16 protein-coding genes are annotated in these 15705 nt (G+C 24.6%); 14 read left to right on the top strand and 2 right to left on the bottom strand.

Annotated elements, in window-relative coordinates:
* From BN346_RS03655 to BN346_RS03620, 8 genes are all read left to right on the top strand, one after another.
* Nucleotides 1-397 (top strand): hypothetical protein (locus BN346_RS03655; RefSeq protein WP_034439515.1); only part of this gene is annotated, 397 nt, incomplete at its 5' end.
* Nucleotides 398-504: 107 nt separating this feature from the next.
* On the top strand, nucleotides 505-1293 hold the full coding sequence (locus tag BN346_RS03650) for a hypothetical protein (RefSeq protein ID WP_034439513.1): 789 nt from the start codon (nucleotides 505-507) through the stop codon (nucleotides 1291-1293).
* A gap of 141 nt (nucleotides 1294-1434) precedes the next feature.
* A complete protein-coding gene (locus BN346_RS03645) occupies nucleotides 1435-2118 on the top strand; it encodes a hypothetical protein (protein WP_034439510.1) in 684 nt (227 codons plus the stop codon).
* Complete coding sequence (locus tag BN346_RS03640) at nucleotides 2111-2986, top strand: hypothetical protein (protein WP_034439507.1); 876 nt, start codon at nucleotides 2111-2113, stop codon at nucleotides 2984-2986. The genes BN346_RS03645 and BN346_RS03640 overlap by 8 nt, the downstream gene beginning before the upstream one ends.
* 20 nt (nucleotides 2987-3006) lie before the next feature.
* Nucleotides 3007-3672, top strand: coding sequence for an ABC transporter ATP-binding protein (locus tag BN346_RS03635; protein WP_034439505.1), 666 nt, complete (start codon nucleotides 3007-3009; stop codon nucleotides 3670-3672).
* Complete coding sequence (locus BN346_RS03630) at nucleotides 3662-4240, top strand: DUF5028 domain-containing protein (RefSeq protein ID WP_034439502.1); 579 nt, start codon at nucleotides 3662-3664, stop codon at nucleotides 4238-4240. The genes BN346_RS03635 and BN346_RS03630 overlap by 11 nt, the downstream gene beginning before the upstream one ends.
* A gap of 207 nt (nucleotides 4241-4447) precedes the next feature.
* Nucleotides 4448-4846: a GntR family transcriptional regulator gene (locus BN346_RS03625; RefSeq protein ID WP_034439499.1), complete on the top strand. Its 399-nt coding sequence runs from the start codon at nucleotides 4448-4450 to the stop codon at nucleotides 4844-4846.
* A gap of 2 nt (nucleotides 4847-4848) precedes the next feature.
* Nucleotides 4849-6237 (top strand): PH domain-containing protein, encoded by a 1389-nt coding sequence (locus BN346_RS03620; protein WP_034439498.1) that lies wholly within the window; start codon nucleotides 4849-4851, stop codon nucleotides 6235-6237.
* Between the two features lie 62 nt (nucleotides 6238-6299).
* Here BN346_RS03620 and BN346_RS03615 read toward each other — a convergent pair whose 3' ends face one another.
* Together BN346_RS03615 and rpsD are read right to left on the bottom strand one after the other, a co-directional pair.
* Nucleotides 6300-6989 carry a hypothetical protein gene (locus tag BN346_RS03615; protein ID WP_034439495.1) on the bottom strand — a complete coding sequence of 230 codons (690 nt, stop codon included), beginning with the start codon at nucleotides 6987-6989 and terminating at the stop codon, nucleotides 6300-6302.
* A 183-nt stretch (nucleotides 6990-7172) separates the two neighbouring features.
* Nucleotides 7173-7766 (bottom strand): 30S ribosomal protein S4, encoded by a 594-nt coding sequence (rpsD, locus tag BN346_RS03610; protein WP_034439493.1) that lies wholly within the window; start codon nucleotides 7764-7766, stop codon nucleotides 7173-7175.
* A gap of 345 nt (nucleotides 7767-8111) precedes the next feature.
* Between rpsD and BN346_RS03605 the strand changes: the two genes are divergently transcribed.
* The 6 genes from BN346_RS03605 (at nucleotide 8112) to BN346_RS03580 (ending at nucleotide 15625) form a co-directional block, all read left to right on the top strand.
* On the top strand, nucleotides 8112-9071 hold the full coding sequence (locus BN346_RS03605) for an ABC transporter permease (RefSeq protein ID WP_034439490.1): 960 nt from the start codon (nucleotides 8112-8114) through the stop codon (nucleotides 9069-9071).
* A complete protein-coding gene (locus tag BN346_RS03600; RefSeq protein WP_081770906.1) occupies nucleotides 9061-10071 on the top strand; it encodes an iron chelate uptake ABC transporter family permease subunit in 1011 nt (336 codons plus the stop codon). Before BN346_RS03605 ends, BN346_RS03600 begins: the two co-directional genes overlap by 11 nt.
* Nucleotides 10068-10823 (top strand): iron ABC transporter ATP-binding protein, encoded by a 756-nt coding sequence (locus BN346_RS03595; RefSeq protein ID WP_034439488.1) that lies wholly within the window; start codon nucleotides 10068-10070, stop codon nucleotides 10821-10823. Before BN346_RS03600 ends, BN346_RS03595 begins: the two co-directional genes overlap by 4 nt.
* Before the next feature lie 43 nt (nucleotides 10824-10866).
* The gene (locus BN346_RS03590; protein ID WP_051539969.1) at nucleotides 10867-11799 is read left to right on the top strand and encodes a siderophore ABC transporter substrate-binding protein; all 933 of its coding nucleotides are present in this window, start codon (nucleotides 10867-10869) and stop codon (nucleotides 11797-11799) included.
* Nucleotides 11800-12448: 649 nt separating this feature from the next.
* The gene (locus tag BN346_RS03585; RefSeq protein WP_034439483.1) at nucleotides 12449-13723 is read left to right on the top strand and encodes a radical SAM/SPASM domain-containing protein; all 1275 of its coding nucleotides are present in this window, start codon (nucleotides 12449-12451) and stop codon (nucleotides 13721-13723) included.
* 300 nt (nucleotides 13724-14023) lie between these two features.
* The gene (locus BN346_RS03580; RefSeq protein ID WP_034439481.1) at nucleotides 14024-15625 is read left to right on the top strand and encodes a Na/Pi cotransporter family protein; all 1602 of its coding nucleotides are present in this window, start codon (nucleotides 14024-14026) and stop codon (nucleotides 15623-15625) included.
* Nucleotides 15626-15705: the final 80 nt, after the last annotated feature.

The following is a 15705-nucleotide window of genomic DNA, read 5'->3' as shown; positions in this document are numbered from 1 at the left end:
TGATGAAAGAGGAAAAATTATAGAAGAAAAAATGGTGGAAATTGATGATGAGGGAAATATAACAAATGAATTTTCATACTTTATTATAAATATGACAATAAAAAATAAAACAGATAAGGTTTTGGAAAAAAATCTAGGAGAGTATAAAATTGACTTTTATGATAATAACAATAAAACAATAAATGGAGCTGCACCAACATTGACAAATAGAGAATATGATGGTCAAGATAGACGTTATTTTTGTTACAATATACAGCCACATGAAGAACTTACAACAGATTTAATATATATAATGTGGGACAATTATTTAGATTATAACAATGTTGAATTAACTATTGGAAGTGTAGATTATAGAGTTAGAGGTCAACAGTGTAAAACATTAAAAGTTAGATATTAATTATAGAAGTATTAAATAAATAGTTTTTAGTTACATCAAAATACATTTTAAAATGGAAGTTAAAGTGAAAGGAAATATATAAATTAGAAGTATTGAGGTGCTATAAAATGAACAAAAAACAAATAGCTTTGATAGTTTGTGGCGTGATTATGATAATGGTAGTAGTTTATAATAGTTTACTTAAAAATAATTTTATACCTAAAAATAATGTTTTAAATAGTAAATCAGAAGATAGTAAGAAAAATGAAAACATAAAAGATGATAAAAAAGAAAATGAAAGTGAAAATGAACCAAAAGATGGTCATGTAATATCAGCAGGTGAAAAGTTGGAAGGAAGACAAATTACAAGTGTTACTGAAAAAACTGATGAAAATGGAGAAGAATTTAAAGTTGGAAAAGAAATAGAGTTTGATGATTCAATTTATATAGTTAATAAAGTAGAAAGAAGCAAAGAGCAAAAAAACTTTAAAATGATAAAAGACTATCCTATGGCAAAGGTTAATGAGGAAGGGAAAATTATAGAGGAAAAGACAGTAGAAATTGATGAGGCAGGAAATATAACAAATGAATTTTCATACTTTATCATAAATATGACAATAAAAAATAAAACAGATAAAGTTTTAGAGAAAAACCTAGGGGAATATGGAATTTATTATTATGATAATAATAACAAAATAATAAATGGTGGATCTGTACTTTTGACTAATAAAGAAGATAAGGGACAAGATAAGAGATACTTTTATTATAATTTGCAACCACATGAAGAGTTTACAACAGATTTAATATATATAATGTGGGATGATGAGTTAGATTATAATAATGTTGAGCTAATTATTGGAACTGTAGACTATAAAGCTAGAGGTCAAAATGGAAAAGTATTAAAGGTTAGATATTAAGTACAAATTCACAATTTGAAATGGAAAGTTTGAGGTGAGAAAATTATATTTAATGATTTAAAACTTTGGACAAGTGATTTTTTTAGAAATATAAAAAATAATTGGATATCAATTTTAAGTTACTTATTTTTTTTGATTATTATGTTATTAATAGATTATAGAGACATTATAATATCAGCAATGAGAAGTAATATACAATTAAGTATTGCAGATTTTCTAATTGCTGTGACATCAGCAAGAAGCGCAACAATTATACTGCCTGTTACTATAATTGTTTTCTTTTTTATAGTTAAAAATGATTTTAATATTTTTTTTGTTTTACAAGAAAAAAATAGAAAGAAACTTTGGTTCAAACAGATATATAAAATAGTATTATTTTCGGTGTTTATAACAATTTATGTATCTATATGCACTTATTTTATAGGTGCTTTGTATTCAACTTCATACATAAATTGGAATAAACCAAATAGTATTTTTAATTTTGAAAACAAAGGACTTCTATTAAAAGTTAGTTTTTTAAAAGTAATAATATACTTCTTTTTAGTGTATTCAATAAAAATGATAGTAATGAGTTCCTTAGCATTACTTATATATTGGATAACTGATAAAAAAATCATTTCACTAGTTATAATAATGGCTATAAATATTTTTGAAAGACATGCAATATTTTTAAAAATATTTAATAGAGTTATATCAATAGATTACAAATTGTGGGTAAATAAACAAAAAATAATTCTAGGAATTTTATATGGAATTGTATTAATTTTTATAATCACTTTAATAGGAAAACATATATCAAAGGGAAAGGAATTTTTAAATGAATGATGCATATAAGAAAAAAGAAAAATCTAAGAATATGTTTTTAATGCAAGTTAAGCATGATTTTATTATGGGAACTATCTATTCATGGAAAAAATATATTATAGTATTTTTAATTTTTTTATTTTTTATAATTAATTTTCAAAGCATTATATCAAGTGAAGTGAAATATAATTCTTTAAAAAATTTGCCCAACTTTTCTGATTATGTAATTGAAATATATAAAGGAAGGACAAGTTTTAATTTTGATAATAAATTAGAAACATTAAAAATACCTGCATCATGGATATTAATAAATATATTTCTTACTTTTATTATAGGATATTATCCATTATTAGATTTAAAAACTTATGGAATGCAAATATTACTTCGCTCAAAAAAGAGATACCAATGGTTTCTTAGTAAATGTATATGGGTAATAGGAAATGTTATTATTTATTATGCTATAGGTTATGTTGTGATGATTTTGTTTTCAGTATTTAATGGAGGAATTTCATTAACTCCAACAAATGAAATTAACATGAATATTTCTCAAGTAAATACAACAAGTTTTACATCGCAAACATTTTTTTGTATATGCATACTACTACCTATAATAATATCAATAGCATTATCGTTATTTCAAATGACAGTAGCATTATTTACAACATCTATTTTAAGTAATATAGTTATAATTTCAATACTTGTAATTTCAACATTCTATTGCAATGGAATGTTTATTGGAAATTATTTAATGATACTTAGAAATAGCAAAATAGATTTAAATGGGGTTAATACTATTAATGGATTAATTATAGGAACAATTATAATTATAATATCTATAATTATAGGAATTTTAAAATTTAAAAAAATAGATATATTAGATAAGAATTAGAGTATTATAGGGGGATTAATATGGAGATAGAAGTAAAAAGTTTAACTAAGGTAATAGCAAAAAACACCATACTTAATAATATAAATTTAAAAATGGAACAAGGAAAAATTTATGGTTTAAAAGGTAAAAATGGCTCAGGAAAAACCATGCTTATGAGAGCAATTTGCGGATTAATTTTACCTACTGAAGGTGAAATTGTAATAAATGGTGAAGTATTAGGAAAAGATATTTCATTTCCAAGAAGTATAGGAGCACTTATTGAAAATCCAGGTTTTATAGGAAATTATTCTGGATATAAAAATCTGAAAATTCTTGCAGATATTCAAGGAAAAATTGATGAAGAGCATATTAGAAAAACTATTTCTTTAGTTGGACTTGACCCAGATGATAAAAAGAAATTTAAAAAGTATTCATTAGGAATGAAACAGAAATTGGGAATAGCAGCAGCGATAATGGAAAATCCAGATATTATAATTTTAGATGAACCTATAAATGCATTAGATGAAAAAAGTGTAAAAGTAGTACGAGAGATATTACATGAACATAGAGATAGAGGAGCTTTAATATTAGTTTCTTGTCATGATTCAGAAGAATTGGAGTACTTATCAGATGAAATATTTATAATTGAAAATGGTGCTATTAAAGGACATAGAGAATTGAAAGAAGGTAATATTGATGAAAAATAAAGCTATAAAAATCAATAAGAAAAAAATAATTTTCATAATCATGTTCATTTTAATAGGAATTGCCATTGTCTCAAGATATATATATATAAATAATAAATATCCAAGTCCAATTGTAGAAGAACACAAATTAAATGAAGCAGTAGAATATAATGGAGTAAAAATTACAGCAAAAGAATTTAAAATATTAAATGACAAAGAACTTGAAAAAATGAATTTACCAGATAACACGTTCTCAAAAGAATATGATGAAGGAAAAATGAAGGTTTTGCTTGTAAAGTTAAATGTGAAAAATGATAGTAATGAAGTTAAAAATATAGAATCATATATGTTTTCTATAAGTACATTACAGTGGTGTACTGGACCTGATATGAAAGTTTTCAATGTAATTAATGGAGATAATTCAACGATGAATTTAAATCTTAAGCCAGGTGAAGAAGCCACTAATGATTATCCATATGTTATAGTAGCAGATAGTTTTACTGATAAGTTTTGGAGTAATTTAGAAAATAAAAAATTCAAATTAGTTTTAAATTTATATCCTATAAATAAATCTATCAATCTTAATTAGGACTAAGGTGGTGGAGATATGAATAACCACAAATTAAATTATTGATGGTATAGATAATCTATAAAAATTAAATATCAAAGAGAATATTAAAAATTCGTATCTAAATAGGTGCGAATTTTTTATTAATTAATAAAAAACTATTCTATTTAAGTATTGTTTGTATTATAATATATAATACAAATAATACTTAAATAGAAGGTGAAAAATATGATTTTAAAGTTAGACATGTCTAGTAATATACCTATTTATGTTCAATTAAGAAATGAAATTGTTATGGGCATAGGTAGGGGAGAGATTAAGGTTGGAGAAGGACTTCCCACGGTAAGGCAAATGGCAGAGGATATAGGAATAAATACAATGACTGTTAATAAGGCATATAATATCTTAAAAAATGAAGGTTATATTGAAATAGATAGAAGACATGGTGCTAGAGTAAATCCATTGATAGATACAAGCAAAGAATTTAAAGAAAAAGTAGAAAGTGAACTTGAACTTATAATAGTTGAATCTGGCTTAAAGGGAATTAATTATGATGAATTTATTAATATGTGTGAGAATATATTTAATAAAATGGATGGTTTAAAGCTTAAAGGAAGTGAGATTTAGATATGTTTATAAATATAATTTTATTCATTACCGCTTTAACAACTATAATTGCAATTTTTATAAATAACAGTAGTGGAGTAGCAGAAAAAAATAATATTATACTTGGGGTTACACTTCCAAGTTCAGAACTTAAAAATTCTCAGGTTTTAATAATATTGGATAAGTATAAAAAAGCTAACAAAAAATTTATGTGTTATAGTATATTACTATTTTTGCCTACAATAATTGTAAATTATATTTCTTTAAAAATAGCCTATTTATTTTTATGGATTTTTGGATTAATGTATATAAATTATAGGGTTTTTATAAAATACAATGAAGAATTAAAAGAATTAAAAAGAGAAAAAGATTGGTTTATTAAAAATAGATATATTATAAATATAGACACAGAAGTTACTAGGTTAAAGGATACAATGGTTGTGTCTAAAACTTGGTTTATACCAAGTTTAATTTTATCTATTATTCCAATATTAATAGTAATAAAAGATAGACAAATTATAGATACATCTATTATATATTTATCATTTATTGGGTTAATAGGAACTATTATATTTATCTTTATGTACAATGCTTATTGTAAGGATAGAACTAAGGTTTTCAGTGAAGATAGTAAAATTAATCTGGTATGTAATAAAATATTTAAAAAAAATTGGACGTTAGGATGTGTTATTGCTGCAACTATACAAAGTTTAAGTATGTTATTTATGTTTTTATTGATTAAGATGAATAGCATAAATATGATTTTAATTTTAATAATTGTTATAGCACCATCATTTATAATTTTAGGCGGAATTTATATTATTAATGAAAAAGTTAGAAATGAACAAAATAAATTAATAAAAACTTGTGAAACCCCAATATATAGTGATGAAGATGAGTATTGGAAGTATGATATTTATAATAATCCCAATGATTCAAGAACTATGGTTGCAAAGCGTGTAGGATATGGAATGACATATAATATGGGAACTAAAAAGGGCAGAAATATAGTATATATTTCTTACATTTTAACAGCTATTTTCCTTGTTGGACTCGTATTTATGTTTATTATTTTAGATTTTACTAAATTCAATATGAATATAAGAGAAAATAAAGTAGTAATGTCAGCACCTATGTATAGCATGTCATTTGATATTGATCAAATAGAGGATATTAAAATTATAAATAGTATACCAAAGGGAGTTAGAACAAATGGTGCAAGTACAGAAAATTATAGTTTAGGACATTATAATATAGATGGATATGGCAAATCTATGTTATATGTATATTCTAGAGAGGGTGAATATATAGTTATTAAATTAAAAGATAAATATGTTTTTGTTAGTGGAGAAAATAAAAAACAGACTGATGAATATTATAAGGAATTAATAAGCAATTTAAACAAAAATTAAATTTAAAAGCTATCAATTTACGGAAAAATTGATAGCTTTTAATCAAAGAAATCATAGTAAAATTAAAACATTATAGGCATATTAATATTTAATATATCTATAAATTTTTTGTTTAGTAAAGGTGCAATTATAGCATTTTGGCAAGTAAATTTAAGCTTGTCTAAACTCATATTTATTTCTTGCTCAATAAAATCCTCAAAATCCCATTCAAGAGATTTCTTAATGAAATTAAATATTTCATTAGGATTATTAAATATTTTAATAAAAACTTTTTTATCCTTGGAGTCCCAAGTTTCACTAAATTGATTACAAAAGTTATCTAATTCTATGAATAGGGAATTAGAATCAAATGCCCAATATTGATTTAGGAGGTGAAAATTCTTTTCCATATGAAAGAATTTCTTATAATCAAGTTTAGTGTTGTTATTTTGTATTTCATCAATTAAAACATCAAAGTGTGATAGCGGTATGAAAAAGCCAGTATCTATACTATTATCAAACCATGTTAAAAGTGATGTAGGTAAAAATACATGTTGAACAAAACCTAAAAGTGTAAATATATCTGGATAAGATGCCCAACCACATTCAAATATATTTTTAGAGTTATTTATTATTCCAGTATAGACAAATTTTGATTTGTGAGTTAATGGTTTATTATCAAAATTACAATTCCATAAAGGAGTATCTTTAATAAGTTTATCTTCCCAAAAGAAAAATTTACTTATAGAAGAGTTTTGAGCAGTTTCATTCATAGAATTAATTCACCTCCAATCTTTATATTAAGAATATAGATAAATATAGGGTTATAAACTAATATTTTAGTTTATACTTAAAACCCATAAATATTGGCAACGTTTAAAGTTTTTAAATTAATTGATATAGCAGATTAATTATAAAAGTAATATTTATCTATACTCTTTAATAAACTTAAAAAATTAATGATTAGAGTAAAATTCAACTATTGAAATTTCATCAATTAAAATAGGAATTTCCTCTCTTTCAGGATATTTTAAGAGATTTCCTGAGAAATTATCATAGTCTTTAGATAAATAATTGTATTGATTTAAAGAATTAATGAAGTTATCTTTAAATAATAAATTATTTCTAGATGATTCTTTTAAAGATATAACCTCTCCAATTTCAACACTGTAAGAAGGAATATCAACTTTTTTATTATTAATTAAAATATGTCCATGAACAACCATTTGTCTTGCTTGACGAATAGAATTTGCAAAGCCAAGTCTGTAAACTAAATTATCAAGTCTACATTCTAATCTTTTTAGTAAAGCATATCCAGTTGGATCTGTATCTTTAGTAGCTTTTTTTACATAATTAGAAAACTGTTTTTCTAGTACTCCATAGTAAGCTTTTAATCTTTGCTTTTCTAATAATTGAACACCATAAGGTGAAAGCTTTTTATCAGCTCTAGATGTGCCTTTTGTAGATCTATCCATTGCTTTTGGATGCCCACATACATTTAATCCTAGACGTCTACATTGTTTAAATCTAGGTCCCATAAATTTTGCCATAATTATCATCTCCTTAGAAATTTGCCGCGATAATTTAAAGCCCATAAATAATATACAATAAATGCGAATGAAAATCAATATCATTTATAAAATTTATAAAAATTATTTTTTCACAGCCGAGGTTTCAACCTTGGCGGACTATAATGTGGATAAAAAATTAAAAGTAATATATAAGGAGTGATTATTTATAAGAATTAATTCTCACAAGCAGAGGCTAAGTATTTAATTTTATATAAAATTAAATTAAATTAAAAAATATATTGACGATGAAAGGAAAATATTATAATATTTAAATGAAATTAATTATCAATTAAAACAAATTATCAATTCAGATAGGTGGAAATTATGAAGGTAAGAAAAAGACATTTAGTAGTTCTGCTTATAATTTTTTCTATAATATCATTATTTTTAGGAAGTAAGAATATAGGTATTACAGATGTTTTAAGTGGAAATAAGGAAAGCATACATTTAATGCTTGTTAGTAGAGTACCAAGACTTGTTAGTATATTAGTAGCTGGTATGGGAATGAGCATATGTGGAATTATAATGCAGCAAATAAGTCAAAATAAATTTGTGTCACCAACAACAGGTGCAACAATTGATTCTGCAAAATTAGGAATTGTAGTTGCAATGATTATTTTTCCAAGTGCAAGTATAATGCAAAAAACTATTATATCATTTATATTTGCATTGATAGGTACATTTATATTTATGACTTTTATAAGAAAGCTTAAGTTTAAAAATGTAATTTTTGTGCCACTTGTAGGTATAATGTGTGGAAATATAATTGGTTCAATGACTACCTTTTTAGGATATAGATTTGACATAATTCAAAATGTGAATTCATGGATGGAAGGAAATTTCTCAATGATATTAAAGGGAAACTATGAGCTTGTATATTTGAGTATTCCATTAATGATTGTAGCAGTTTTATATGCAAATAAGTTCACTGTTGCAGGGATGGGAGAAGATTTTGCAATAAACTTAGGTGTTAATTATAAAAGTGTAGTGAATTTAGGATTAATAATAGTGGCATTAGTAACAGTATGTGTAATAATAACCGCTGGCAATATACCATATATAGGGCTTATAGTTCCTAATATAGTTTCACTTTATAAAGGTGATGATGTTAATAAAATAATTTGGGATACAGCATTATTTGGGGCATTATTTGTTTTAGTATGTGATATAGTTAGCAGAATTTTAATATATCCATATGAAATTTCAGTAGGACTTACAGTGGGGGTTATAGGTAGTATTACATTCTTAATCATGCTGTTTAGGAGGAATTCTTATGCAAGTTAATGTAAAAAGACAAGATTCAAGTTTAAATTCAATAAATAAGAATGTATTAAATAAGTTGTACAAGCCTATATATTTATTAACAATATTAGTGAGTATATCTATGATTTTATTTTTAACATTAGGTGTAAATAAAGAAAATATAAGTTATGCAATGTCACAACGTGTACCTAAATTAGTGGCAATAGCATTAACAGCTGGAACTATAGCATTTTCAACAGTTGTGTTTCAAACAATTACAAATAATAGAATATTAACACCAAGTGTTTTAGGATTAGATTCACTATATGAACTTATTCAAACAGTAATATTTTTTACATTGGGTGCAAGTAGTTTATTAATAACGAATAAGAAGTTAAATTTTATAATTTGTGTTGGTTTTATGGTTTTATCATCTTTTGCATTATATAAAGTATTATTTAAGAGTAAAGGTGCAAATATATTATTTTTATTACTAGTTGGAATGATTTTTGGAACACTTTTTAGTAGTTTATCTTCATTTATGCAAATGATAATAGATCCAAATGAGTTCTTAGTTTTACAAAATAAATTATTTGCAAGTTTTAATAATGTAAATGTAGATATACTTTTAATTGCAATATTGATGATTTTAATAGTGATACCTTTTATATATGATGATATAAAATATTTAGATGTTATAAGTCTTGGAAGAGATCATGCTATAAATCTTGGAATAAATTATGATAAAGTAGTTAAAAAGTTTTTAGTAGTAATATCTATATTCTTGTCTATTTCAACAGCATTAGTTGGACCTGTAACTTTTTTAGGACTTTTAGTGGTTAATATAACAAGACAAGTAATGAAAACATACAAACATAATATTTTAATATGTACAAGTGTTCTGGTAAGTTTATTTACATTAGTTTCAGGGCAATTATTAATTGAAAGAATAATAAAGCTAAATACTCCAGTAAGTGTAGTTATTAATTTAATTGGTGGAGTTTATTTTATGTATCTTTTATTAAAGGAGAGCAAGATATGATTGAAGTTAGAAATATAGTAAAGAAATATGAGGATAAAAAAGTTGTTGATGATGTAACGTTAAAGATAGAAAAAAGTAAAATAACTTCTTTTATAGGACCTAATGGAGCAGGAAAAAGTACATTACTATCCGTTATAACTAGAATTATCAATAAGGATGAAGGTGAGGTATTTATTGAAGGAAAGAAGATTGAAGAATGGGATAAAAAAGAGCTATCAAAGAAAATTGCAATATTAAAACAATCAAACAATATCAATATAAGACTTACTATAAAAGAGCTTGTTAGCTTTGGAAGATTTCCATATTGTGAGGGAAGATTAAAAGAGGAAGATGAAAAATATGTAAGTGAAGCTATAGAATATATGCATCTTACAGATATTCAAAATAAGTATTTAGATGAGTTAAGTGGTGGACAAAGGCAAAGAGCATACATAGCAATGGTAATTGCACAGGGAACAGAATATATATTTTTAGATGAGCCATTAAACAATCTAGATATGAATAATTCAGTAAAAATGATGAAAGTATTAAGAAATTTATGTAATGAACTTGGAAAAACAATAATTCTTGTTATGCATGACATAAACTTTACATCATGTTATTCCGATTACATAGTAGCATTAAAAGATGGGAAAATAGCGAAAGAAGGTAATGTTGAAGAAATAATAAATGAAAACACGTTAAAAGAAATATATGAAATGGATTTTAATGTACAAGAAATAGAAGGAAATAAAATAAGTATATATTATTAATGATAATGATTTTAAATATCAAATAATTCTAGAGGTGATTAATATGAATAAAAAAGTAGCAATAATAGCTGGATTGGCAATAGTAGGAGTAATTGGTGCATTTGCATTAGTTGGAAATAAAGATACAAAAACAAATGATAAAGAATTAATTACAATAACTGATGGAAAGGGAGAAGTAGAAGTTATTAAAAATCCTAAAACTGTAGTTACTTTTGATTATGGTGCATTAGATGCATTAGATAATATGAGAATAGAAGTTAAAGGACTGCCTAAAGCAAGTGTTCCATCAAGTCTTTCAAAATATGAAGATGAAAAGTATGTTAATTTGGGAGATTTAAAAGAGCCTGATTTTGAAGCTGTAAGTGAATTAAAACCAGATTTAATTGTTATTAGTGGAAGACAAGAAGATATGTATGATAAGTTTAAAGAAATAGCACCAACTGTTTATTTAGGCGTAGATGGAAGTAATTATATGGATGACTTTAAACGTAATATGACTGCATTAGGAGAAATATTTGATAAAGAAGATTTTATAAATAAAAAAATAGAAAATATAGAAAATAGAATTGAAGAAATAAATAAAAAGGTAAAAGGTAAAAATATAAATGCGTCAACGGTTATGGCTAATGATGGAAATTTAAGTGCTTTTGCAGCAAAATCGAGATTTGGATTAATATACAATCAACTAGGATTTAATAATATAGATACAACTTTAGAAGAAAGCAACCATGGACAACAAGTTTCTTTTGAATATTTATTAGATAAAAATCCAGAATACATATTTGTTATAGATAGAGGAAGCGCTATTGGTGGAGAATCAAGCGCTAAAGCACTATTTGATAATGAAATCATAAAAGCAACGGATGCATACAAAAATGATAAAATAGTATATTTGAATTCTGAAGCATGGTATATAATATCTGGAGGCATAACTTCAACAGAGACAATGTTAAATGATATTGAAAATTCTTTATAAAAAAATAAATAGGATTGAGAAAGAGTTATTCTTTTTCAATCCTTTTATTTTTTTATAAAAATGAATACAATGTAAGGTAATAGTTATACAATTAATAAAATTACAAGGTAAAAATACTTATAAAATTTTAATAAAATAAAAAAACATTTAAAATAAATTAACAAAAAATGTATTGTAAAATAATTCCATGATGATACAATAAATATTGAATTAAGTATACTTAATAAAAATTAAAGTTGATTGGGGGGATAATGAATGAAAGTTTATGGAAAAAATAAAAAAGAGATAAAAAGAATACCAGCATATATTAAATATGGTGGAACATATGAATGTCGTTAATTAATTATTTTTAGAAAATATGAAAGTATTATAGAAATGATTATAAGAAAACAATGAATTTGGTATACATTATTTTAAAAAATGATGTAATTTCTAAATTTATAATATAAAAGGTATAGGAGGAATAGTAAATGAAAATTTATGGAAAAAGCAAAAAAGAGATAAAAAGAATACCTAGTTATATATATTATGGTGGCACTAGAGATTGCTATTAAAATACAAAAAGTGGATTTTAAAATCCACTTTTATACATATAAATAATAATATATAAACTTTATAATATTGGATATGTTTTATCAGGGGGATATGTATGAAAGAATTTAATGATAAATTAATATTTTCAAAATATACAAAATTTCTTAAAAGTGAAAATGAAGTAATAATCATAAATGGTAAGAGTGGAGTTTGGGGAGTACTAGATAAGGATAAATTTGAATTAGTAAGAGAGTGTATTTCGAATGAGATGAAACCTGAAAATTATATTTTAAAAATACAATCAGAAAGTACAAGATTAGAATTGAATGATATATTTGAAGTGCTAATTGATGAAGAAATGATTGTAAATGATAATATGGAAAAAGAGAATATAAAAATAGACAATGTAGAGTTTAAGTTAACAGGAAGATGTAATTTAAATTGTATCCATTGTGCTGCTAATTGTGATATAAATGGAAAAGAAATATTAAATACTGAAGATGCAAAAAGAATTTTAGATAAATTAATTAACTTAGATATAAAGACATTAATGTTAACAGGTGGAGAGCCACTTATTAGAAAAGATATTATAGAAATATTAAAACATATAAGAAATAAGTTTAAAGGTAAATTAAGTATAATAACTAATGGGACACTGATAACAGAAGAATTAGCATTAGATTTAAAGGAATACTTAAGTGATATATCAATTAGTTTAGATGGATATAATGAAGAATCTACTAATTTTGTTAGAGGAAAAGGGGTCTATACTAAAATAGTACAAGCTATAGAAAATCTTAAAAATGCAGGGTTTAAAAAAGAAGAAATCAGTCTTACAATGACAGTAACATCACAAAATTCAGCACATATAGATGATTTTATGTTACTTTGCGAAAAGTTAGAGGTTGAAGGTGGAGTAAGACAATTTGCAGCAGAAGGAAGGGGCGTAACTAACTTTAATAAGATAGGGATGGTATCTTATCCAGATTTATCATTTAAAAATGAAGATGAGTTAGAAGAGTTAAGAGGTAAATTGAAATGCAATATAGTTTGTAAAGCTGGTATTAATAAACTTACAATTAACGAATTTGGTGATATGTATCCTTGTTTATTTTTAGAAAAGAAGGAATTTAAGATAGGCAATATATTAAATGAAGATTTAGATGTTATTTTTAATTCAAAAGAATATAAGAGTTTTATTAACCAAAAAATAATTAAAAGCATTGTAGACAATGAAAAAAATCATAAATGTAAAAATTGTAATGTTAGATATTTTTGTATGAACGATTGCTTAGGATATAATAACATTGACTATAATAATGACATAATATTGAAAGAAAAATGTACACATATGAAACCTATACTGAATAAGATTTTATGGGATAAATAAAATTTTTATAAATTATAAATAAGCTTTTATGTAAGATGAAAATATAAAAGATATTTTAATATATATTAGAGTTTAGATTAATTAAAAAAACTATATAAAATTGATCAAAAAGGTGATGTTAGTGATATGAATAGTCACCTTTTTTCTGTTATTTATATCTCCAAAATATAAATAATATGGTATTTGTAATAATTAAGTTAAGGTCAAGTTAAAACTAGGTTAAATTTCAAATATTATCAATTTAATGTAATAAAATAATCATATAAATAAAATATTCTAAAGTTAAGGGAGAGAGAAGTTTTGGATGTTATTGATATGGTTATTAAATTATTTGGTGGCTTAGGTTTATTTCTATTTGGAATGAAGCTTATGGGGGATGGACTTGAAAATGCAGCAGGAAGTAAATTAAAGGGTATTTTAGAAAAAGTAACAAGTAATAAATATTTGGGAGTATTAATAGGGGCACTGGTAACAGCTGTAATTCAAAGTTCAAGTGCAACAACTGTAATGGTAGTTAGTTTTGTAAATGCAGGACTTATGAGTCTTGTTCAATCAGTTGGTGTAATAATGGGTGCCAATATAGGAACAACAATTACAGCACAAATGGTTTCTTTTGATTTAAATAAAATAGCACCAATTTTTATAGGGGTAGGAGCTATTATTGTTTTAGTATCTAAAAGAAAAAAGACAAAAGATATTGCGTACATAGCATTAGGCTTTGGTGTTTTATTTTTAGGAATGGGTATGATGTCTGAATCAATGCAGCCATTAGCAGCATCTAGTATGTTTAAAGAAACAATAGCAATTATAGGAAGTAGTAGATTTTTAGGTGTTTTAACAGGACTTATAATGACAGCTATAGTTCAGAGTTCTTCAGCAACAACAGGTATATTAGTAGCCTTAGCAACAACAGGAAGTATTGATATGAATGTAGCATTACCTATTATATTTGGATGTAATATAGGTACTTGTGTAACTGCACTTTTAGCAGCAGTCGGATCAAATAAAACAGCTAAAAAAGCAGCATTAATTCATCTTCTTTTTAATGTTATAGGAGTAATTATATTCTTACCATTTGTAACTATAGTTATAGATATAGTTCAAAAAATAAATCCAACTAATGTAGCAAGACAGGTTGCAAATGCTCATACAATATTTAATTTATGTGTAACTATTATTTTGCTACCATTATCTAAGTACTTAGTTGTTATTGTTAATAAGATAATACCAGGTGATGAAATTATTGATAATGTAGGGGCAATATATTTAGATGAAAAATTGCTAGAAACTCCAATGGTAGCTACAGGACAAGTATTAAAAGAAACAGTTAGAATGGCTGAACTTGCAAAAAATAATGTGGAAATTTCTATGAAAGCATTTTTAGAAAATGATGAAAAGTTAATTGATACAGTATATAAAAATGAGCAAATTATAAATACATTAGAAAAACAAATAACTAATTATTTGGTATTGCTATCTTCACATGATTTGCCAGAGGAAGATAGTCAGACTATATCTAATACTTTTCATGTTATAAATGATATAGAAAGAATTGGAGATCATGCAGAAAATATAGTTGAATTGGCTATTGAAAAAAATGAGACAAAAGTAAATATAAAAGGCGAGGCAAAAGAAGAATTAATAAATATGTATTCAAAAACATTAGAAGCAATTACACTAGCTGTTAATGCATATAGTAAAAATGATATAATTGAAGCAAGAAAAATGAGTGATGTTGAGAATGCTATAGACAAATACAAAAAAGACATTAGAGAAAATAACATAAAAAGATTAAACAATAAAACATGTGAATCTAATGGAAGTGCTATATTCTTAGATTTAATAAGTAATCTAGAAAGAATAGGAGACCATTCAAATAATATAGCACAAACAGTTTTATAACCATAATATTTAATGCTAATACAAAGTTTAAATTTGTATTAGCATTTTTTAGTTTATATACATATTAAAAATCGCCAAGA

The sequence above is a fragment of the Clostridium ihumii AP5 genome (assembly GCF_000612845.1).
Classification (GTDB): Bacteria; Bacillota; Clostridia; order Clostridiales; family Clostridiaceae; genus Clostridium_J; species Clostridium_J ihumii.
The sequence above is the reverse complement of the archived record's forward strand: the minus strand, read 5'-3'. Positions and strand labels throughout refer to the sequence as shown.